Here is a 22,558-nt window from a genome sequence, read left to right on the forward strand (position 1 = left end):
AATATGTACAGTATAGGTGTTGTTATTATAGTAAATATACCTAATCTAGTTAAACTTTCAGACTTCTTATCTTTATATGAAGTTAAAAGTTTATCAAACAATTCATCTATATCTATGTTTTTTGCAATTATTACTAAGTTTATAATTCTATCCATTATAACTACTATCCAAAAAAATTTATTCGCATAATCATACATTAAAGTATAAGCAGGTATATATAAAACCTCTCTCCATAAAATTAATCTCAATAAAATTTCCTCAACTTTGTTGCTCATCATATTATGCTCCTTTTTGATTTTCATAGTTTATATTATATTACAACTATATATACTAATTCAAATTTATTTACCTTTAATTAATACTTTTGAATTATGTTTAAATTAGTGTTATACTATAAATCTAATTTAAACATAATATATAAAAAAGGAGTAAAAGATGAATAAACCTCAAGATATTAATTTAGATTCTAATCTAGTTAAAGCCTTACAAATTCAAGGTATAAACAATTTAAATAAAATTCAATCCCTAGTTTATGATGATATAAAAAATCATACAGATTTAATAATTCAATCTGAAACTGGAAGTGGAAAAACACTAGCTTATTTACTTCCTCTATTTGAAAAAATAGATACTTCAAAGAGAGAAACTCAAGTTATAGTTTTAGCTCCAACACATGAGTTAGTTATGCAAATAATAGACCAAGTTAAGTTACTTGCTAAAAATTCAACTATCGAAGTAACTACGCTTCCTCTAATAGGAGAAGTTAATATTCAAAAACAAATAAAAAATATAAAAAGTATAAAACCTCATATAGTGGTTGGTACTTCAGGTAGAATTCTTGATTTAGTAAAACAAAAGAAATTAAAAGTTCATAATGTAAAGACAATTGTTTTAGATGAAGTAGATAGTCTTCTTTCATCTAAAAATGTAAATACAGTTAAAGATATAATAAAATGCACACTTAGAGATAGACAATTATTAGCATTTTCTGCTAGTGCAAATGATAAGTGCATAAAAATATTAAGTGAAATAATGAAAGAACCTAAGATAATAAAAACTGAGCCTAAAGTAAGTGCTAATAAAAATATAAATCATATGTATTTATCTTGTGATAAAAGAGATAAATTCAAATATCTTAGAAAGTCTTTAGCTGCTCTTAATCCAAAAAAATCTATAGTATTTGTAAATGACGAAGAAAGCATAGAGATAATAAACGATAAGCTAAACTTCCATAACAGAAATTCTGTATGTATATACGGTAGCATGAGTAAAGAAGATAGAAAAAATGCTTTATACAAATTCAGAACAGGAAAAGCTAAAGTGTTAGTTTCTTCTGATTTATCTGCTAGAGGACTTGATATTAAAGATGTAACCCATGTCTTTAACTTAGATTTCCCTGTTAGTAACAATGAATATATACATAGAAGTGGTAGAACTGGTAGAGGAAACAATACAGGTGATACAGTTTCTATAGTTACTAACAATGAATTAGCTGCTATACGTATTTTATCAAAAGAATTTAACCTAAATATAGCACATAAAGATTTATATGAAGGAAAATTAATAGACTATAAAAAATAAACCCTCATTTCTGAGGGTTTTTTTTATTTATTCTTTTTCATGTATTGATATGCTTTTAAAGTTCCCATTTTTGAGTGATCAAATGTTAATCCACCTTGGAAATAAACATTATATGGAGGCTTTATAGGTGCATCTGCACTTAATTCTATAGATGACCCTTGAATAAATGCTCCTGCAGCCATTATAACTTCACTATCATACCCTGGCATTGCCCATGGCTCTGGTTTAACAAATGAATCAACCGGAGCTGCTGCTTGAACACCTTGACAGAAAGCTACAACCTCATCTGCACTATTTAATCTTACACATTGTATGATATCACTTCTTAGGTCATCATACTTTGGTAGGACATCATAACCTAATTTTTCAAACATTCTAGAACAGAATATAGCTCCCATTAAAGCTTGTGAAACTACATATGGAGCCATAAAGAACCCTTGTAAAACAGTTCTACTCGTACCAAATGTAAGTCCACACTCTTTTCCTATACCAGGAGATGTAAGTCTATATGATATAAGTTCTACTAATTCTTTTTTACCAACTATATATCCTCCAGTTAAAGCAAGTCCTCCACCTGGATTTTTTATAAGTGATCCTGCCATTATATCTGCACCTACATCTGTAGGTTCTTTAGTCTCTATAAATTCACCATAGCAATTATCTACCATTACTATAACTTCTGGTTTAACACTTTTTACAGTTTCTATAACTTCTTTTATATCTTCTATAGTTAAAGATTTTCTCCAAGAATATCCTTTTGATCTTTGGATCATAACAAGTTTTGTTTTATCATTAATCTTTTCTTTTATTCCTTCAAGGTCAACTTCTCCATTTTCTAAAAAGTCTACTTGATTATATGTAACTCCAAATTCCTTTAAAGATCCTTTTTCTTCTCTAATCCCAATTACACCCTCTAGTGTATCGTATGGTTTTCCAGTTACAGATAATATCTCATCCCCTGGTCTTACTATACCTTGTACACAAAGTGTTAATGCATGAGTTCCGTTAACAATAATAGGTCTTACTATAGCATCTTCTGTATTGAAAACTTTTGAATATATTTCTTCAATTTTTTCACGACCTATATCGTTATATCCGTATCCAGTCGTCCAGTTAAAGTGATTATCACTTAAATTAGACTCTTGCATAGCTTTTAAAACTTTATATTGATTATATTCTCTTGTTTCTTTTATTTCTTCAAATCTACTTTTAATATCTTCCATAACTTCATTTGATAAGTTGAATATTTCATCGTCTAAACCATAGAAGTTTTTTAATAATTCTTTTGTTTCATTAAGCATTTTATCACCTGTCTTTATTAAGATTAAATTAACATCTGAATTTTATCATATATACTATATTATCGCAAGTTTACCAATTTTTCCTTCTTAGCACTTACTTTGTTTTAAATTATATTTATTTTAAAATACAATCAGTCTATTGCGTAAAATAAGACCTATATAATAGGCCTTATTTTACAAACTTATTTACAAAATTTATCATCATCACTTTAAATATACCACTGTAATCAACTACTTGAGCTATTTTTTGATTATTAGCTGCCTCATCGTTAAAGTTAGCTATCTTAAAACAAAGCTCACCGTTAGTTTTTTCTATTATATATCCAAAGTCTCTAACTTGAGAAATTTCTAAATCTCCCATATCACAATCTAATTCTGTTATAGTTTCTCCATTTGCACATAATATACCTTGAGAATACGAACTTGAATCTACTCCAAAAATAACATATAGACTATTATTTTCTAATGTATTTAATATATCTTCTTTATTAAGATTCTCTTTATTTAATGTTTGTTTTTCCTCTTTTACAAAAAGTCTATCTGTAAGTGAGCTTTTTCTCATTATAGATGGTATATATTCTTTATCTATAGCTTCATCTAACGAGTCCCTTGTTGTTTTTATGAAATTCTCTATATCAAAGTTTTTTTCATTTATTTTTAAAATATTTAAATTTTCTATGTTTTCTTTTGGTATATACTTTACCACATTTTGAAACACATCATATATATCACAAATCTCATAACCTTTTTTTATATAATTTAGCTTTATTTCATATTCCTTATCAAAATCGTTTAATAAATTATTTAATTCATCTTTAGTTTCACTATCTTTTATACTACTCACAAAAGGAATAATTTTATTTGGCTTCATTAAAAATGTTTCAAGCGGTTTTATAGTTTCATTCGCCTCAATTATATCAGATTCTTCAAATGCTCTTTCTATACCATCCTCTAAAAAAGCTACTTCAACTTCCATTTCATACTCATCTTTAGGCATAGTATTTGTTCCAACTGGATACATTACTATTAATTTACTTTTATCATATACATATCCAAATGAATATGATATATCTAAACTATTACTCATCCTTATCGCTCCTACTCTTTTGTCTATATTTATTCTAATCTATAAAAGAAAGTACTTCTTCTATAGGTTTTCTCTTTGGTCTTGGATGTTTTTTATCACTTGGTACCCCTAATGGAGTCATGCATACCAATTCAAATCCTTCTTTTTCAAACTCAATACAACTTTTTATTTCTTCTCTAGCAAAATTAGGTCCAGCCATCCAACATGTTCCATAACCTAACGCACTAGCTGCTAACAGTATATTTTCCATAGCCGCACCTATATTTTGTATTCCAGGATCTGAAAATAAAGCTTTTTTCTTTTCTTCTTTACTTGCACCTACTAAGTCTAGTACATTATATTCACTGTTTGGATAATCACTACCATATACTAGTATTAATATAGGTGCATTTTTAAATACTGTATAATATGGTAACATTTTTCTAAACGAATCTCTAGCTTCTTTATCACAAATTTTTTCTGATAAATCAAGTCCCTTTTTTTCAACAATGTTTGCAATTGCTTTTACTTTTTCTTTATCTGTTACTACTACAAAGTGCCAATTTTGAAGATTTTTTCCGGAAGGTGCATAAGTTCCTGCTTTGATTATCTCAATAATATCTCCTTTAGGAACTTCCTCTTCCTTATAACTTCTTATACTAACTCTATCATAAATAAAATCTAACCTTTTCATTATACCATCTCCCTTTATTTATTTAAATTAGTTTATTTTTAATATAATTATATAACTTATATGCTTTGTGTGATTAAATACTTATTAATTTTTCAAATAAAAAATTTTATGACCTTAAATATCCTTAATCTAATAGTCAATTAGTATAACAAAATAATTTATTTATCTCTCAAAAAACTACTTAATTTGTTATATGAAGTTTTTGTAATTTCAACAACAAATTAAGTAGTTTTTTATCTAAAATGGAAGCATAGCTTCATCCATATTAACTTTTTCACCTTCAAATATATCAATTCCATTTACTTGTTTTTTACTATGTTCTAGTAAAGTAACATTATAAGTAGTAATTTTAGTGCTGTATCTTCTATTTTCTTCTTTATCTAAATATTCATCTATTCTAAGTTCTCCTTTTACAGATACTAAATTGCCTTTTTTAATTTTATTTGCACATATGTCTGCAGCTTCTTTCCAAGCTTCGATTCTTATAAAATCTGTTTTTTGACCTTTGCTTTCTTTTTTTGATTTTCTATCAACAGCTAATGTAAAATTTGTAACAAGTATGTTCTTTTCTCCTACATATTTAACCTCTGGGTCTTTAGTTAATCTTCCAACTAATATAACACTATTCATTTTATTTTCCTCCTATCACTTCAATCGATTTATATTTAAATTATAACCAAACATTTGTTCTTTATACATTTATTGTTATTTATTTCAAACCAACTATATCTTGTATGATATAATCTAAACTATAAATAATTTGGAAGGTGATTTAATGAGTACTGATAGTAATTTTTTATCTAAAATATTTAAATGTTTTGGTGTATCTAAAAAAGAATTTAAAAACGAAATGATGGAGGCTCCAAATGAACTTCCTATAGCCTATATTGATGTAGAAAATATAGGAGTTATAGAAGCTGAACTTTATCCTCATATTGCTCCAAATACAGTAAATAATTTTATTTATTTGGCAAACAATAATTTTTATGACAATTTAACTTTTCATAGAATTGTAAAAAACTTTGTTATTCAAGGTGGATGCCCTGAGGGATCAGGTATGGGTGGACCAGGTTATTCAATAGAAGGAGAATTTAATAAAAATAATTTTAGGAATGATTTAAAACATACAGAGGGTGTTTTATCTATGGCTAGAAGTCAATCTAAAAACAGTGGCGGTAGTCAATTTTTTATAATTACTAAATCTGCTCCTCATCTTAATGGAAAATATGCTGGTTTTGGTAAAGTAATAAATGGAATGGATTTAGTTTATAAAATAGAAGATTTAGGAAGTAAGGGTACATTATTTGTTATTAAATCTATAAAAATAGATACTAAAGGTGAAACTTACAATGAACCTATAAAATATAAATAAAAAGCTGCAAAAGCAGCTTTTTTTAATTATATTATAAAACTTCAACTTTTAAACTTTCTAAAACTTCATCCATAGTCTCTTTACAAACTCTTACCATCTTTTCCATATCAGATTTACTTATAACATATGGAGGGTTAAAGTAAATTACATTTCCTAGCGGTCTTAATAGTACACCTTTTTTAAGTGCTTTTTGATATATCTTATATCCTACTCTAAGATCTGAATCAAATCCAAGTTTAAGATTTTTATCTTCAACTAATTCAATTGCATTTATAAGACCTATAGAACGTATTTCCCCAACATTTTTATGCTCTTTAAAATTTTCATTTAAAAGATTTGTAAAATATTTTGCTTTTTCTTCATTCTCATATAATACATTTTCTTCTTCAAATATATTTAAAACTTCATTTGCTATACTGCATCCTATAGGATTTCCTGAATATGTGTGGCTATGCATAAATGCTTTATATGTATTGTAATCATCATAAAACGCATTATATATACTATCTTTAGTAAGAACTAAAGCCATAGGAACATATCCTGCTGTTAATCCTTTTGATAAACACATAAAATCAGGAGTTATGTCTGCATGTTCACAGGCAAACATTTTTCCTGTTCGCCCAAATCCAACAGCTATTTCATCTGCGATTAAATGTATATCATACTTATCACATAACTGTCTTAATTTTTTTAAATATACAGGTGAATAAATCTTCATCCCTGCAGCACCTTGTAACATAGGCTCTATTATTATTGATGCAATTTCTTCATGACTTTCTTTTACATAGTTTTCCATACTTTCAAAACACTCAGCATCACAAGTTTTTCTTTCTTTATTATATTTACATCTATAACAATCTGGTCCATCTACTCTTTTAGTGTCTAACATAATAGGCTTGTACACTTTACTATATAAGTCTAAATCTCCAACGGAAAGAGCCCCTATAGTTTCTCCATGATATGCATCTGTTATAGCTACGAACTTTTGTTTTTTTGTATTTCCAACTTGAGCATGGTATTGAAAACTCATTTTCAAAGCGCATTCAACTGATGCTGATCCATTATCTGTAAAAAACACTTTATTCAGACCATTTGGCGCTAAGTTTATTATTCTTTCACAAAGTTCTATTGCTGGCTTATGTGTAAAATTCGCAAATATTACATGTTCTAATTTATTTATTTGATTATTTATAGCATTATTTATCCTTTTATTTGAGTGTCCAAATAAATTACACCACCAAGAGCTTATAGAGTCTATATATTCGTTACCATTTATATCATATAAATATATTCCTTCACCCTTTTCTATAACTATTGGCTTAAAAGTTTCATAATCTTTCATCTGAGAACATGGATGCCATATGTATTTTAAATCTTTCTCTACTAAATTCATTTCAATCCCCCAATATTATTCTAATATTTTATCTAAATCAATATTAATATCATCACTTTCATTTTGGTACTTAGGAATAAATGCAACTATATTGACATTAGTAAGTTTTTCTATAACTTTCGCATTATCAGCATGAACTATATTGTTTTTATCATACTCATTTAATATAATTCCTCTTATCTTTATATTTTTTTCTTCAAGGTACTTAACTGTTAATACAGTATGATTTATCGTACCTACAGATGATCTTGCAACAACTAATACTTCAAAACCTAGTAATTTTATTATATCTTCTAATAATATACATTCATTGTCATCAATTTTTATGGGACAAACTATACCTCCACTTCCTTCTGCTAATATAAACTCATACTTATTTGATAAATTTTCAAAATCATATTTTATTTTTTCTAGTTTAATTTCTTTACCTTCAATAACTGACGCTAAGTGTGGTGAAACTGCTGTTTTTAAAGTGTAGGATACCATTTCATCGTAATTTGAATCAATACCTGAAATATCACATACATACTTTGCATCTCCAGGAATTAATTTATTGTCTATTTCATCTGCTCCACTTAAAGCAGCTTTAAAATATGTAGCATTTATATTACTTTTTACTAAGCTTTTCATTATCATAGCACTTATATAAGTTTTTCCAACATCTGTGTCTGTCCCTGTAATAAATATACCTTTACTATTCATCAAATCCCCCCTTATAATTTAAATCCTAAAGATTTAATCATTTCCATATCATTTGAAATTGTATTTCCACATGTAGTTAGTAAATCTCCTGTTATAGTTGCATTTGCACCACCTTCAAATGCAATACGTCCAAAGTCTGTTAATAAATTTCTTCCTCCTGCTAACCTTATGTAACTTTTAGGATTTATAAATCTAAAAATAGCTAATGATTTTAAAAACTCATCTTCTGTTATAGGATTTTCTATATTTATGCTTGTCCCTTCAATATAGTTTAAAACATTTAATGGAATTGATTTTATATTTAAACGTCTTAATTCAAAGGCCATCTCTATTCTATCTAGTTCACTTTCTCCAAGTCCGAAAATCCCTCCACTACATACTTCAAGCCCCACTCTTTGTGCATCCTTTATAGTGTTTATTTTTTCATCATATGTATGAGTTGTACAAATTTTTTCAAAATATCGTCTCGAAGTCTCTAGATTATTATGGTATCTTTTTACTCCTGATTTTTTTAGTTTACTCAAAGCATTCTGATCTAATAGCCCATGTGATGCACATGTTTCAATACCAACCTCATCAACTATACACTTATATACTTCACAAATTTTATCAATTTCTTTTTCACTTAAACTTTTACCTGATGTAACGATTGAATATCTTTTAACTCCTTTTTTCTTGTGATATATTGCATCATTTTTAAAATTATCTTTACTTAATAAAGGATATATTTCTATATTAGTTTCATGATTAGATGATTGTGAGCAAAACTTGCAATCTTCACTGCATTTTCCGCTTTTGCCATTAACTATAGAGCAAATGTCAAATTCATTTTTTAAATAAAAATTTCTAATTTCATTTGCACACTTAAGCAAATCTTTAGTCTCATATTTCAAAAGTTCCATAGCTTCTTCTTTGCTTATTTCGTATCCATTTTTTATATCTTTACAAATTTTGTGTATCATTTTGAAATCTCCTTGAAATACTCAATTTTACTTAAATTGTAATTCTTAATTTATTTTTAGTCAACCATTTTATATTTTTAAGTTAACATTTTATCTGTAAGTTTATTTTAAAAACATAAAAAAAGCCGCAAAAGCGGCTTATATGTATGTGCAATTTATTATTATTCTTTTTTAAAATATTCATACCATATATTAACTATTTCTGAAGTTTTTAAGCACTCCAACTTTTTTCTATTTATTGGATGTCTCCTAATATTTACAGAATGTAAATCTCTTATTAATTGGCTTTTCATAATTTTTCCCCCTTTGTTATAATATAAATCTATATTAAAATATATTGTCCATATATAAAAAAAATTCCTAAAATTTATATTAAATAAAAAAACTCCACTTATAATAAAGTGGAGCCCAAAATTTATATTATGCACCCTTAACAATATCAGCTATAAATCTATCAAAATTCCTTCTTTGACTATGCTGATTTCCAGGATAAATTTCATTTGAAGCTACAGTACTATTTAAAACCTGTGGAGTTAAATAATACATTTCATAATATGAACCCTTTTCATATAAATATCTTAATATTTTTCCAGTTTCAAGTAAAGCTTCGTAATGCTTTCCATTAGAGAATCCTCTTATTCTTGATTTTGGTACATAGTCATCTTGAAAAAATAGAGACTTAGCTAGCCAACCTTCTTTGCCTATTCCTCTTTTTGTAGATGCTGTTAAAGCCGAATTAATAAAATCTGTAAATTCTGTAAATGGGCCAGTATGAGTTTTTATACCTACGATAGGATACCATAACCCTTTCATTTTACCATTATTTGTTCCTGATGATCTATAAAAAGGTAATGTTACTCTTTCTGTTTCACCATCATATTGTATATCTACATCTATTAATCCAATCATTCTAAAGGGTTCAATATTATAAATGTTAGCCCTAAAACTTTTATTGTGTATTTTTACTATCTCTATTGAACTAATTGACATATAAACCACCTTAAATTAATTAGTGTTTCTTAATTTTAAATTTTCTAAGTCTCTCCTTATTTCTTCAATACTTTTATATGCTTCTTCAATTGACATAAGTTTTTTAAGAAAAATAGATTCATCTTTGGTAAGGTCCAGTTCATCGTACCATGGTCTCTCTACATAATCTACTGGTTCATAGGTTGTGTAATACAAGTGAATTAGAAAGTCTCCTAAAAACCAATAGTCAATTTCTTTTTTATATCTTTTTGAATCCATATATCTAGCTAATCCAAAATCAATTAATGCAAGGTTTCCATCTTGTTTTAATATAACATTTGGTAATCTAATGTCTCGATGAACTATCTTGTTTTCATGAAGTATTTCAATTATATCTAAAAGTTGTCCTCCTACTTTGTAAATATCTTCCCTAGTAAAAATACAACTATCTCTTACCAAAATATCCTCAAATACAGGCCCTTGTATATACTCTAATATATATCCTTCCCTATCTTCATCCTTAAATTTGCATATAAACTTAGGAAATGCTGGGTTATTTATTTTTTTTAGTATTTCTTCTTCATAAAAAAGTTTTGACCTGCTTTTTTCAATCATTTCATTTTTAAGTTGTTTAATTACGCATTTTTCAAAAACTTGATTTTCACCCAAATAAACAATCCCATATCGCCCTTGTCCTATTAAATTTGTTATAGTATATCCATTAACTATTTCATTTTTTTTATAATACTTGTCCATATCATCATTTATAAATTTCAATTATCTTGAATAGCTATATGATTTACTATATGAGTTGCTGTATGAGTTACTATTTGAGTTACTATTTGAACTATATGAGTTACTGTTTGAATTGCTATATGAGTTACTATATGAACTATATGAGTTACTGTTTGAATTGCTGTTTGAGTTACTATATGAACTATATGAGTTACTATTTGAATTACTGTTTGAACTATATGAGTTGCCTTTTTTGTAATATCTACTACCATTATCAGAGTTTGATCTTAAAAAGTCCATAAATTACACCTCTATAATATATATTATCTAAATTTTCAGCATTTAGATAATATATATTATGATAATTTTCGGTTTTATGTGACATATTTTGTGTTTTATAATAGTTAATTTATATATTAACAAATAAAAAAAGAACCTTTTCATAGGTTCTTTATTTTCAATATTATTTAGCTATTTCAACTCTGTTAGCTTCTCCAACTTTAACAGGTCCTTCTACAACTTTAATAGATTCATTAGAGTCTAAGTTTGTAAATATAACTGGACTTATTGATGACTTAGCATTAGCTTCTATAAATGGTAAATCCATTTTAACTAATTTATCTCCAGCTTTAACTTCATCTCCTACATTTACAAATACTTCGAAGCCTTCTCCTTTTAAATTAACAGTATCTATACCTAAGTGTATAAGAACTTCTTTACCTTCTGTAGATTCTAATATTACAGCATGCTTAGTTTCAAATACTACACCTACTTTACCATCTACAGGTGATACTATTATTCCATCAGATGACTTCATTGCAAATCCATCACCCATCATCTTAGTTGAAAAAACCTCGTCTGGTACTTTAGTTATATCTAATAGTTCTCCATTTGTAGGTGATACTATTCCTTTAACTTGTTCTTCATTTTTTGATTTTTTAAATATATCAAATAAGCCCATTTTCTACACTCCTTAGCATTAAATTACGTTTTCACAAACAATAAAATTAAATTCAATTTAATTACATATATTATTATATAATTATTTTTTTGTAGAATCAAGTTATTTTATTTATATTAGGATAACTTTTTCTCAATTTATTTTTTGCAATTATATAGATATATATTCATTATTTTGTTAAGCAAAATACTAAAACCCCTTCTTTATTTTAATTAGATCCAATACATTTTTGCAATTTTATTTATCTCTCATTCATTTATTTTTTACTTTAGATAACGTTTTTCTTTATTTTCCAAGTATTTTTCTTATTGATTTATTTCAAATTTCATTATATAATTTTAAAAAATGCATAATTTAATTTAGAAAATTTCTTTTTCAAGAATTCAATAAATTATTTTTATATTAGGAGGGATTTATTTGAGTATTTTAAATGATATAGTTTTATCATTAAATGACTTTTTATGGTCTTATGTTTTAATTGCTTTACTATTAGTTCTAGGAGTGTATTTTACTTTAAAAAGTAACTTTGTACAATTTAGATACTTTAAAGAAATGATTAAACTTTTAGGTGCTTCTAGCACTAACAAGAAAAAAGGGCAAATATCATCTTTTCAAGCCTTTTGTATAAGTACAGCTTCAAGAGTTGGTACTGGTAATATAGCCGGTATAGCTATAGCTATTACTTTAGGAGGTCCTGGTGCAGTATTTTGGATGTGGCTTGTAGCTTTAATAGGTGGTGCTTCTAGTTTTGTTGAGTCTACGCTTGCGCAAATATATAAAGTTAAAGATGGAGATGGGTTTAGAGGTGGTCCTGCATATTATATAGAAAAAGGACTTAACAACAAATTTATGAGTATTGTTTTCTCTGTACTTATAACAGTAAGTTTCGGATTTGTATTTAATGCAATACAATCAAATACAGTTGCTCAAGCTTTCCAATCAGCTTTCGGTATTGATAAAGCTATCATGGGTATATTACTTGCTGTTTTAACAACTGTTGTAATATTTGGAGGAGTTCATAGAGTTGCAAAAATCTCTGAAGTTATAGTTCCTATATTTGCAGTTGCATATATTTTAGTAGCAATGGTTGTTATCTTATTAAATATACAAAAGCTTCCGGAAATATTTACACTTATAATGGAAAATGCATTTGGATTACAAGCTATAGCAGGTGGTGGATTAGGAGCTACTATGCTTATGGGTATAAAAAGAGGTCTATTCTCTAATGAAGCTGGTATGGGTAGTGCCCCTAATGCAGCAGCTACTGCAACGACTTCTCACCCAGTTAGTCAAGGTTTAATACAAGCACTTGGTGTTTTCACAGATACTATAGTTATATGTAGTTGTACTGCATTTATAATATTAACTTGTGGCGATTATGCAACATCTAATTTATCAGGGATACAATTAACTCAATACGCATTATCATCACAAATAGGTTCTATAGGAAATTACTTTATAGCAGTTTGTATATTCTTATTCGCATTTAGTTCAATAGTTGGTAATTACTACTATGGTCAATCTAATATAGAATTTATAAGTGGTAGTAAAGCTTTATTATCTACTTATAGAATAGCTGTTGTAGGTATGGTTATATTCGGTTCTTTAACTGCAGTAGATATAGTGTGGAATTTAGGAGATTTATTTATGGCATTAATGGCTATTATAAATCTATTTGCAATAGCTAAGCTTAGCAAATTTGCATTCTTAGCACTTAAAGATTATACTAATCAAAAAAAATCTGGCATAAAGGAGCCTGTATTTAAATCTTCATCAATAGATGGTTTAGTAGGTTGTGAATGTTGGCAAGACAAAGATGACAGCAACGATAACGATATAGAAACAGCATAAGAAAAAGTGGATATCATATTGATATCCACTTTTTAAGTTTCTTTTACTATCCCTTTTCTATATGCTAGAAGTAATAATTTCAAATCATTTATACGCTCAACTATTTCTTTTCCTGCATCTGTATCTCTTATGTATTTTCTTTTTTTATTTCTTTCCACAATAGATGTAATTGATAATATATCACTTTCTTCAAATATAACTTGTTCTGTATTAGTAAAATGTTGATGTGATACAAGTTGTAAGCTATATGAGTTGTATATTAATGTATATCCAGCTATACCAGTTTTTTGCTGATAAGCTCTTGAGAATCCACCATCAATAGCTATTAATTTACCATTTGCTTTAATAGGACTCTCTCCTTTTTTACACTCAACAGGAACATGTCCATTTATAATATGAGAATCTTCACTATCAAGACCAAACTCTCTAAATATCATATTGCACATATTTTCAGTATCTCTCAACTTAAAGTATGAGTTTTTATTTTCCCTATGTGTCTCTTTGTCTGATATAAAATATCTTTCAAATGTAGCCATGTCGTCCTTTCCAAACAACGGAGAAGCCTCCCCAGTCCACAAGTACCACATTATATCCATACCATACTCTTTTTGCTTATTTCCTTCTCTATAGAAATATCCTTCTCTTGCTAATGAATCAAACTTATCCATTAAGTCTTTACCTCTATATGCATTCCCTTCTATTGTAAATGTTTTAAATGTACCATCTTCATTTAAAGGAATACATCCATGGAATAGTAAATTAGAATTACATTTTAAATATATACTTCCTTTTGAAAATAAAAAAGACGTATGTTTTTGAAGTTTTTCACTATTTACAAAAGATGACTTCAACTTCTCGATAACAACTTCTTCTTCTTTAGTTAATTCATAAGGATTTTTAGGATCTACTGTAGGAAAGTTATTATCTTTTATTTTATAATTTTTTCCTTTTATATTTATAGTTCCATTTTCATAGTTAATTTTATCTAATAAACATCTATGTTCCATTTTAAATTCTGGTCTTCTCTTTACAACCTCGTTTTCTAACTTAAACTGTATAATAGATATAGCTTTGTGCATCTTAGCTATTAATGATATTTCACTTGTATTGTATTCCCCTTCTGATATTTTAGGTAAAAAGCATTCACAAGGGTCATCTTTATATACATTTAAAGCAAACGTAGCTAAAGGTAATATATTTATCCCATATATATCTTCAATTATGTCTAAATTAGCATATCTAGCTGAAATTCTAAGAGCATTAGCTATACAAACTTTTTGACCTGCCGCAGCTCCCATCCATAAGATATCATGATTTCCCCATTGAATATCCACACTATGGTAATCCATCAAAGTATCAATTATAGCATCAGGTCTAGGCCCTCTATCATATATATCACCTATTATATGTAATCTATCTACCACTAATCTTTGGATCAACTTAGATATTGCTATTATAAATTCTTTAGATCTATCTATATCAATTATAGTATTTATAATTTGTTGATAATATTTTTTCTTATGATCTATATTGCAATCTGTATTTAAAAGCTCTTCTATTATATATGCAAAATCTTTAGGAAGATACTTTCTTACCTTGTCTTTAGTGTATTTAGTTGATGCGTATCTACATAGTTCAACTATTCTATGAAGTGTAACTCTATACCAATCATTTATGTTTTTTTCTTCTTTTAATACTATCTCCAACTTTTGTTCTGGATAATATACTAGTGTAGCTAATGCCTTTTTTTCACTCTCCATAAGAGAGTCTCCAAAAAGTTCTTCTATTTTTCTCTTAACTACTCCCGACCCATTTCTTAACACATGTACAAAAGGCTCACTTTCTCCATGAATATCTGATAAAAAGTGTTCAGTCCCCTTCGGTAAATTCAAAATCGATTCTAAATTAATTATTTCTGTTGAAGCTTGAGAAATCGTAGGATATTGTTTAGAAAGCAGATTTAAATATCTTATATTTTCTCTGCATACTTTTTCTGATATTTCTAAACTCATTTTATTCCCCCCTATCTTTTATATTACATACTAATTATACCATAAGTACTATTTAAACATATAATACTAAAATTTTTGCTTTTTTAATTAATGAAATATTCAATTATGTCATAATATATACTCAATATGTTACAAAAATTTAACTTTACTCTATCAACTTCATCTATTCATTAAAAAAGTAAGATGATTTCATCTTACTTTTTTAATATTTGAATATATTTCATTTTCACTTGACTTACTATATCTCTAACTTCTTTTATATTGAACAGCAAACTTAATATCAAATATACTATAGCCCCTACAGAACTACTTACAACTAGCCCTATTAGTACTAATTTTTTAGTTTCATATGTAAAGTTTCCACCTATAAACATAATCAATGTGTATAGTTCTTTACATATAATACCCATTATTATAGATGCTACAATAGATTTCAATCCTGTGATTAAGCTACTTTTAATTCCTAATTTACCAACTTTTCGTCTTAAGGATATTATAAGAAGTAAAGCCCCTACTGTGGTTGCAATAGAAGTAGATAAAGCTAGGCCGCCTATTCCCATAAATCTCACCAATAATATAGAAAAAACTATATCAATAGCAACTGCTACCATAGCATTTTTTACCGGTGTCTTTGTATCTTGTAAAGAATAAAATCCTCTAGAAACTATATCTCTTATCCCAAATGAAACCATACCCAAAGAATAACAAAGTAGTGCTGTAGATGTAAGCTGAGTATCTCTGCTAGTAAATGATCCACCTTCAAATAATAACTGAACTATAGGTTTTGAAAATATAATCATACCTACCATAATAGGAATCATAACTATCATCACAATATCTATACATCTTCCTAAACTACTTTTAAAAGCTCTCATATTTTTTTGACTTGCAAATTTAGAAAGTACAGGATACATTATTGTGGATATAGATATAACCAATACTCCTACGGCAAATATATTTAACTTATTTGCATAATTTAATGCTGTTATACTCCCTGTATCTAAGCAAGATGCTAATGTTCTATTTATAACACTATTTATTTGGTCTACATACGATCCTAAAAAAACAGGTAAAATTAAGTAAATTATACTTTTGACATTTTCATCTTTAACATCAACTATTAAACTATGTTTATACCCACATTTCTTTAAAAATGGTATTTGAAAAAGAAGTTGTGCTATATATGCAAATAAAGTTATCCAAACCATTGTATATGAATTTGTCATACCTCCAATAATTATAGCTAATATACATATTATATTAAAAGGTATTGATAACACTCCTGATATATAAAACCTTCCATTTGCTAATAAATAAGAAGATACTAATCCATTTGCTGCTATAAATACAATAGATGGCATTAATATTTTTGAATACTCTACTGTTATTCTTAGTTCCTCTCCTTTAAATCCCATAGCAAATAATTTTACTATATATGGAGTAAATATACTTCCTAAAAATACAGTTATTAATCCCAAAATTACAACTATATTTAAAACATTGCTCGTAAACTTATTTACGCCTTCTTGCCCTTGTTCTTCTTTTATTTTAAAAAACATCGGTATATAAGTAGTTCCTAATGATGAACTTATTCCTGTGAATAATACAACAGGTATGTTAAGAGCTGTTATATAAGCATCTGTTATAATACTGGCGCCAAAATTTTTAGCTAATATTATATCTCTGAAAAATCCTGTAACCTTAGATATTAGCGTTATAATCATCAAAATAACTGCTGATTTTTTAGTTTTTGACATATGTAAATTTCCTTCTTCCTTTTTCTTAACTATACAATAGAGGTTCCGCACTACTCTATTAATTACATGTTTTTCCTAACTTTATTTCCACAGCATGCACAGAAATTTGCATCTTCACTTATTTCACTTGAACAAAATTCACAAGTTTCAAATGCAACTTCTTCTTTTATTTTTTTACCGCATTGGCTACAAAACTTACTTTCATCATTTAAAATATTTCCACACTCACACTTAGTACTATTTTTAAATTGAATTTTTTCAAGTTTTAAATTAGATTCATATATAATTTTATCAAGTTCAACCATATTATCAAATAAATTAATAAGTTCTTCATTAATTATATTTTCTTTTCTAACCATTTCATAAAGTTTCATTCCTGCATTAACAAAAATTTTAGTTTTCTCTTTTTTTGCTTTTTCGATATCTTTATTTAATTTATTTTTTTCCTTTATACTCTCTAACGATAATTTTTTGTTATTTATATTAGATTTTATACTATTCATATCTTTCTCCTATTCCTTATTCAACTTATATCCAATGTTTATCAATATATAACTATACACAAACGATATAATCAGTCCTATAATAGCGCTTGATCCTATATATGAATACATATCATAATTTTGAGATTCTAATAAAGACAAGCTCCCACTAGTATCTATCTTACTTAAAAAAATAGAACTAGCTATTATCATAGAATATACTATACTAAAATATTTTATATATTTTTTATTATTTACTCTGCCCTTTAAATCATAACCAGACACAATTAATATAACTATATTTAAAAGCATTATTGCATATATCAATAAAACCATACTATTGTTTAAGTATAAATTTATATCTCCCATATTAAATATAGATATGATAGAATTTCCTAATACAACTGGAATTAAATTAACAAAATGCAATATATATATAGCAAGTTGTGGATATGCTATTACCTCACTTAACCCATTTCCAGTTAAAAATATTTTATTGAAAAACATTCCTAAAACTATTAATAGTAGTGTTAGTAAATATATAAATCCTAAAGTCTTTAAAGCCCTATTAAAAATATTAAATTCTACTTTTTCATCTCTAGTTTTGACATATAAAGATATATATATAGGAAGAAAAGATATTATTATCCCATTTAAAACACTTCTTAAAAAACTGTATTTAACAACTATGGACATAGTATAATATTCCCCCATAGATAAATTAATAAATTGCTTTCCTAGTATAGAAATAACCCCTAGAATTAATCCATAAATAAAACTTAACATAAAAGTTTCTTTAATAATATCTTTGTCTTTTAAAAATTCTTTTTTTATAAAAAACAAACTAGAAGCTAAAATTGTTATAAATGGTATTATTAAAATACTTATCAAACTCATACTTATACCTATATTGCCAAGTCCTATAACCGATGATGAAACAATCTTTAATGGAACTAAATTTAACGCTAAAATAATACTAGATATATTTAAAAATTTATTTACTTCTAACCCTGCAAAATTTATAAAAAGTTTTATCCATATAGATATTACAAATAGTACACAAATAGAAAACAATGGGGCTACAATCCTTCTCTTAATTTCAAGATCATTTATCCACATTTTAAACTTTTCTTTTTTATTCAAATCTCCATCTAATAAATTATATATAGTTAAATTTTTTTCACTTTCACTTGTTAATATTAATTCATTCCCACATTCTTCACAATATAAACTTGAATTATTATAAACTTTACCACATTCGTTACATACTTTTTCATAATTTAGTTTAATTGAATCAATTTCCAAATTAGATAAATCATGTCCATCTGTTTCACAATAATTTTTATGATTTGAAAAAGTTAAGTCATTATTTTCATTATTCATACTTTTCCTCCATATTTTAAATAGCCTTAAGACTATCTTAAGGCTATTAATCATAGTTATATTATATCAAAAGGATTTAAATTTACATCACTTTTTATAACATCTATGTCAAATTCATTTTTTACATAATCAAACATTATATCTGAAAATACTTTTTCAGTATCAAAATGCCCACAATCAATCACTTTCATCCCCATATCAAGAGTATCTTGAGCATCATGATATTTCATGTCACCAGTTATCAAAACATCACAACCTGATTTATATGCTTTTTTTACCATATCAGCACCTGAACCTGTAACTATTGCAACTTTAGATACAACACTATCTAATTCACCTACTACTCTTAAGTGTTTTATATCTAGTTTTTCTTTAAGTATCATTCCTAAATCTTTAAATGTCATTTTAGATTTAAGTTTTCCGTACCTTCCAAGCCCTACAGCTTCCCCTCTATTTTCTAGCTTATATAAGTCATATGCAACTTCCTCATATGGATGTGATTTAATCATTGCACTTATAACTTTATCTAATATTTTTTGAGGAACTATAGTTTCTATTTTAACTTCATGAACGCTTTCTAATGCGTTAGTCTCTCCAATATAAGGATTTGCTCCATCACAAGGCTTAAATCTACCTTCACCTTCAGTAGTGAATGAGCAATCTTTATAGTTTCCTAAGTGTCCAGCTCCAGAATTTCCTAAAGCTATTCTTACATCGTCTATATGTGTCTTTGGTACATAAACTGCTAGTTTATATAGATTTTCACTGCTAGTTTTATCTAAAATTTTTACATTTTCAAGTTCTAACATTTCTACAAAATAATCATTCAATCCGTCAAAAGCTATATCAAAATTAGTATGCATAGAATATATTGATATACTATTTTTTATTAATTTATGTATTAATTTCCCTTTTAAATCTGAAGTGGTAACTTTTTGCATTTTAGAAAAAATAAAAGGATGATGAGTTATTATCAGATTTATACCTTTATCTATGGCTTCATCTACAACTTTTTCATTAGCTTCTAAACAAACCATTACTCTTTTAACTTCCTGTTCATAATCTCCTACTATAAGGCCTACATTATCCCAATCATACGCTAAATTAAGAGGATATTTTTGTTCTATTTTTTTTATAAAACTTTTAAGTTTCATTTACAGCATCTCCTTAAGCTTTTCTATAACTTTAATAGTCTCATTTCTCTTATTTTCTATAGCTTCTCCACTTTTACCTTCTAGTTTTTTTATTATATTTTCATATGCATATATTTTTTTATTTAAAAATTCAGCTAAAAGTTCATCCTTTTTTTCTATAAGTTTTTTTGAAACTTCATAATATATTTCATCTGTAACTTCTGTTTTTCTTCCAGTATATTTAGCTACTATTATTTCATATATTCTAAAGTCTTCTTTTACTAAAACTTCATCTATAACTTCAAATCCGTTATTATAAAGATATTTTCTAAGTTCAGCTTGTGCTTGCATTGGTTGTAATATAAGTTTTTCAGCATTTTGAGCAACGCTTTTTTTCGCTTCTAACAGTTCCCCTATAAGTATACCACCCATACCCGCTATTATAATTTCATCTACTTCATTATCATTTAAAACTTCTATTCCTGACCCTAGTCTTAAATCAACTTTGTCATCTAATTTATTATGTCTAACTTCTTTTCTTGCATTTTCTAAAGGCCCTTTATTCACATCTGCCAATATAGCAAAATCTATTTTTTTATTATTTAGAAGAAACACTGGTATATATCCATGATCCGTCCCAATATCTGCGATTTTTTTCCCTTCGTCTACAAGACTTGCTATTTTTAATAATCTATCTGTTAACTTCAATTTTCGTCGTCCTTTCATATATCTTTTATATACATAAAAATTCGCCTATTATAGACGAATTTTTTTATTAATCTAAGTAATCTCTAAGCTTTTTAGATCTACTTGGATGTCTTAATTTTCTTAAAGCTTTAGCTTCTATTTGTCTTATTCTTTCTCTTGTTACATCAAACTCTTTACCTACTTCTTCAAGAGTTCTAGCACGTCCATCTTCTAATCCAAATCTTAGTTTTAAAACTTTTTGCTCTCTTTCATTTAACGAACCTAAAACTTCTTCTATTTGCTCTTTTAATAAAGAATATGCGGCAGCTTCTGCTGGAGCTGGAGCATCGTCATCTGGTATAAAGTCTCCTAAATGACTATCCTCTTCTTCACCTATAGGAGTTTCTAAAGATACTGGATCTTGAGCAATTTTCATAATTTCTCTAACTTTATCTTCTGTCATATCCATTTCTTTTGCAATTTCTTCAGGTTTTGGATCTCTACCTAATTCCTGTAATAATTGTCTAGAAACTCTTATTAATTTATTTATAGTTTCAACCATATGAACAGGTATTCTTATAGTTCTAGCTTGATCTGCTATTGCACGAGTTATAGCTTGTCTTATCCACCATGTAGCATAAGTACTAAATTTAAACCCTTTTGTATAGTCAAACTTTTCAACAGCTTTTATAAGACCTAAATTTCCTTCTTGTATTAGATCTAAAAATAACATTCCTCTTCCTACATATCTCTTCGCTATACTTACAACAAGTCTTAAGTTGGCTTCAACTAATCTTTGTTTAGCTATTTCATCACCTTCATGCATTCTTCTTGCAAGTTCAGCTTCTTCATGAGGCTTAAGTAGAGGTATTTTCCCAATTTCTTTTAAATACATTCTAACTGGGTCATCTATACTTATTCCTTTTGGAAGAGTTAAGTCTATTTGTTCAATTTCCATAGTATTTTCTTCTTTAGATATATCCTCATCAATACTATCATCTATATCCATGTTTGATATATCCATATCTTCTGAAGTAAATTCTATATCTGCATCAGCTTTTTCTTCTTTCTTTTGAATTACTTCAATTCCTAAGTTTCCAAGGGTCTCATATAAGTTTTCAACTTGATCTTTATCTAATTCTGTTTCAGAGAAAGCTTCCATTATTTCCATAAGTGTAAGACTTCCTTGCTTTTTACCCTTTTCTATAAGTGATTTTGCTGTTACTCTTTTAGATTCTTTTTTCGGTGTTTTAGTTTCCATACTTCAGCCTCCCTTCCTTTATATATTTTGTAATGTTTTTCTTAGTTCAACTATCTTTATAGCAATTTCCATAACTTGTACATCTACCTCTTTCGCATTTGAATTATCATTAGACTTTCCATTTTCTAATTCTTTTTGCTTCTTCAATAAATTATCTATATCATTTTGAAGCTTATTTCTTTTTATTTGTTTAACAATCTCTTCTATACTCTTTTTGTCATTAACATTAATGTTTTCTATCTTCATACTATACAAA

At 27.2% G+C, this 22,558-nt stretch carries 23 protein-coding genes and 1 pseudogene; 3 read left to right on the forward strand and 21 right to left on the reverse strand.

Translation table 11 applies throughout. The annotated features are described in order from the left end of the window. The coding region (locus RWY47_RS09390; protein ID WP_316030306.1) for a hypothetical protein at positions 1-275 on the reverse strand (275 nt) is incomplete at its 3' end. A gap of 160 nt (positions 276-435) precedes the next feature. Here RWY47_RS09390 and RWY47_RS09395 point away from each other — a divergent pair. Then, complete coding sequence (locus RWY47_RS09395) at positions 436-1,581, forward strand: DEAD/DEAH box helicase (RefSeq protein WP_021428936.1); 1,146 nt, start codon at positions 436-438, stop codon at positions 1,579-1,581. A 23-nt stretch (positions 1,582-1,604) separates the two neighbouring features. Here the strand turns inward: RWY47_RS09395 and RWY47_RS09400 are convergent, their stop codons facing one another. The 4 genes from RWY47_RS09400 to RWY47_RS09415 form a co-directional block, all read right to left on the reverse strand. Beyond that, positions 1,605-2,882: a methionine gamma-lyase family protein gene (locus tag RWY47_RS09400; protein ID WP_021429101.1), complete on the reverse strand. Its 1,278-nt coding sequence runs from the start codon at positions 2,880-2,882 to the stop codon at positions 1,605-1,607. Between the two features lie 169 nt (positions 2,883-3,051). Then, complete coding sequence (locus tag RWY47_RS09405) at positions 3,052-3,969, reverse strand: hypothetical protein (protein ID WP_021428975.1); 918 nt, start codon at positions 3,967-3,969, stop codon at positions 3,052-3,054. 34 nt (positions 3,970-4,003) lie between these two features. Further along, positions 4,004-4,642, reverse strand: coding sequence for a nitroreductase family protein (locus RWY47_RS09410; RefSeq protein ID WP_150842595.1), 639 nt, complete (start codon positions 4,640-4,642; stop codon positions 4,004-4,006). 237 nt (positions 4,643-4,879) lie between these two features. Further along, positions 4,880-5,272 carry a single-stranded DNA-binding protein gene (locus RWY47_RS09415; protein WP_021429220.1) on the reverse strand — a complete coding sequence of 131 codons (393 nt, stop codon included), beginning with the start codon at positions 5,270-5,272 and terminating at the stop codon, positions 4,880-4,882. A gap of 223 nt (positions 5,273-5,495) precedes the next feature. Between RWY47_RS09415 and RWY47_RS09420 the strand changes: the two genes are divergently transcribed. Next, on the forward strand, positions 5,496-6,014 hold the full coding sequence (locus RWY47_RS09420; protein WP_226892419.1) for a peptidylprolyl isomerase: 519 nt from the start codon (positions 5,496-5,498) through the stop codon (positions 6,012-6,014). 31 nt (positions 6,015-6,045) lie between these two features. On the opposite strand, the gene bioA is transcribed toward RWY47_RS09420, so the two are convergent. From bioA to RWY47_RS09460, 8 genes are all read right to left on the reverse strand, one after another. Then, positions 6,046-7,407, reverse strand: a complete 1,362-nt coding sequence (gene bioA / locus RWY47_RS09425) for an adenosylmethionine--8-amino-7-oxononanoate transaminase (protein WP_224170735.1) — start codon at positions 7,405-7,407, stop codon at positions 6,046-6,048. 15 nt (positions 7,408-7,422) lie between these two features. Further along, entirely contained in the window at positions 7,423-8,109 is a 687-nt protein-coding gene (gene bioD, locus RWY47_RS09430; protein ID WP_224170734.1) for a dethiobiotin synthase, read from the reverse strand. An 11-nt stretch (positions 8,110-8,120) separates the two neighbouring features. Then, entirely contained in the window at positions 8,121-9,071 is a 951-nt protein-coding gene (bioB, locus tag RWY47_RS09435) for a biotin synthase BioB (RefSeq protein ID WP_224170733.1), read from the reverse strand. 161 nt (positions 9,072-9,232) lie between these two features. Beyond that, complete coding sequence (locus RWY47_RS09440; protein ID WP_021429037.1) at positions 9,233-9,364, reverse strand: hypothetical protein; 132 nt, start codon at positions 9,362-9,364, stop codon at positions 9,233-9,235. Positions 9,365-9,491: 127 nt separating this feature from the next. Further along, on the reverse strand, positions 9,492-10,061 hold the full coding sequence (locus RWY47_RS09445; protein WP_021429001.1) for a hypothetical protein: 570 nt from the start codon (positions 10,059-10,061) through the stop codon (positions 9,492-9,494). Positions 10,062-10,076: 15 nt separating this feature from the next. Then, complete coding sequence (locus tag RWY47_RS09450) at positions 10,077-10,817, reverse strand: serine/threonine-protein kinase (protein WP_224170732.1); 741 nt, start codon at positions 10,815-10,817, stop codon at positions 10,077-10,079. Beyond that, the gene (locus RWY47_RS09455; RefSeq protein ID WP_167402833.1) at positions 10,814-11,047 is read right to left on the reverse strand and encodes a hypothetical protein; all 234 of its coding nucleotides are present in this window, start codon (positions 11,045-11,047) and stop codon (positions 10,814-10,816) included. Before RWY47_RS09455 ends, RWY47_RS09450 begins: the two co-directional genes overlap by 4 nt. Positions 11,048-11,238: 191 nt before the next feature. Next, complete coding sequence (locus tag RWY47_RS09460; RefSeq protein WP_021428944.1) at positions 11,239-11,736, reverse strand: PTS sugar transporter subunit IIA; 498 nt, start codon at positions 11,734-11,736, stop codon at positions 11,239-11,241. Positions 11,737-12,129: 393 nt separating this feature from the next. Here RWY47_RS09460 and RWY47_RS09465 point away from each other — a divergent pair, with 393 nt between their 5' ends. Further along, the gene (locus RWY47_RS09465; RefSeq protein ID WP_412544901.1) at positions 12,130-13,587 is read left to right on the forward strand and encodes an alanine/glycine:cation symporter family protein; all 1,458 of its coding nucleotides are present in this window, start codon (positions 12,130-12,132) and stop codon (positions 13,585-13,587) included. Between the two features lie 32 nt (positions 13,588-13,619). Here RWY47_RS09465 and RWY47_RS09470 read toward each other — a convergent pair whose 3' ends face one another. The 8 genes and pseudogenes from RWY47_RS09470 to RWY47_RS09505 form a co-directional block, all read right to left on the reverse strand. Continuing rightward, on the reverse strand, positions 13,620-15,599 hold the full coding sequence (locus RWY47_RS09470; protein WP_150842589.1) for a fructose-1,6-bisphosphatase: 1,980 nt from the start codon (positions 15,597-15,599) through the stop codon (positions 13,620-13,622). Positions 15,600-15,793: 194 nt separating this feature from the next. Further along, a complete protein-coding gene (murJ, locus tag RWY47_RS09475) occupies positions 15,794-17,356 on the reverse strand; it encodes a murein biosynthesis integral membrane protein MurJ (RefSeq protein ID WP_150842588.1) in 1,563 nt (520 codons plus the stop codon). Positions 17,357-17,418: 62 nt separating this feature from the next. Next, positions 17,419-17,859: a zinc ribbon domain-containing protein gene (locus RWY47_RS09480; RefSeq protein ID WP_316030307.1), complete on the reverse strand. Its 441-nt coding sequence runs from the start codon at positions 17,857-17,859 to the stop codon at positions 17,419-17,421. A gap of 9 nt (positions 17,860-17,868) precedes the next feature. Continuing rightward, positions 17,869-19,221, reverse strand: a complete 1,353-nt coding sequence (locus tag RWY47_RS09485) for a hypothetical protein (RefSeq protein ID WP_224170729.1) — start codon at positions 19,219-19,221, stop codon at positions 17,869-17,871. A 56-nt stretch (positions 19,222-19,277) separates the two neighbouring features. Next, positions 19,278-20,375 carry a Nif3-like dinuclear metal center hexameric protein gene (locus RWY47_RS09490; RefSeq protein WP_150842585.1) on the reverse strand — a complete coding sequence of 366 codons (1,098 nt, stop codon included), beginning with the start codon at positions 20,373-20,375 and terminating at the stop codon, positions 19,278-19,280. Further along, positions 20,376-21,062, reverse strand: coding sequence for a tRNA (adenine(22)-N(1))-methyltransferase (locus RWY47_RS09495; RefSeq protein ID WP_224170728.1), 687 nt, complete (start codon positions 21,060-21,062; stop codon positions 20,376-20,378). It lies immediately after the preceding gene. Positions 21,063-21,129: 67 nt separating this feature from the next. Continuing rightward, positions 21,130-22,302, reverse strand: coding sequence for an RNA polymerase sigma factor RpoD (gene rpoD, locus RWY47_RS09500; RefSeq protein ID WP_021429080.1), 1,173 nt, complete (start codon positions 22,300-22,302; stop codon positions 21,130-21,132). Positions 22,303-22,320: 18 nt separating this feature from the next. Next, positions 22,321-22,558 (reverse strand): annotated as a pseudogene (locus RWY47_RS09505) (hypothetical protein); the annotation flags it as partial.

It is taken from the genome of Paraclostridium sp. MRS3W1 (genome assembly GCF_032465715.1).
Lineage (GTDB): Bacteria > Bacillota > Clostridia > Peptostreptococcales > Peptostreptococcaceae > Paraclostridium > Paraclostridium dentum.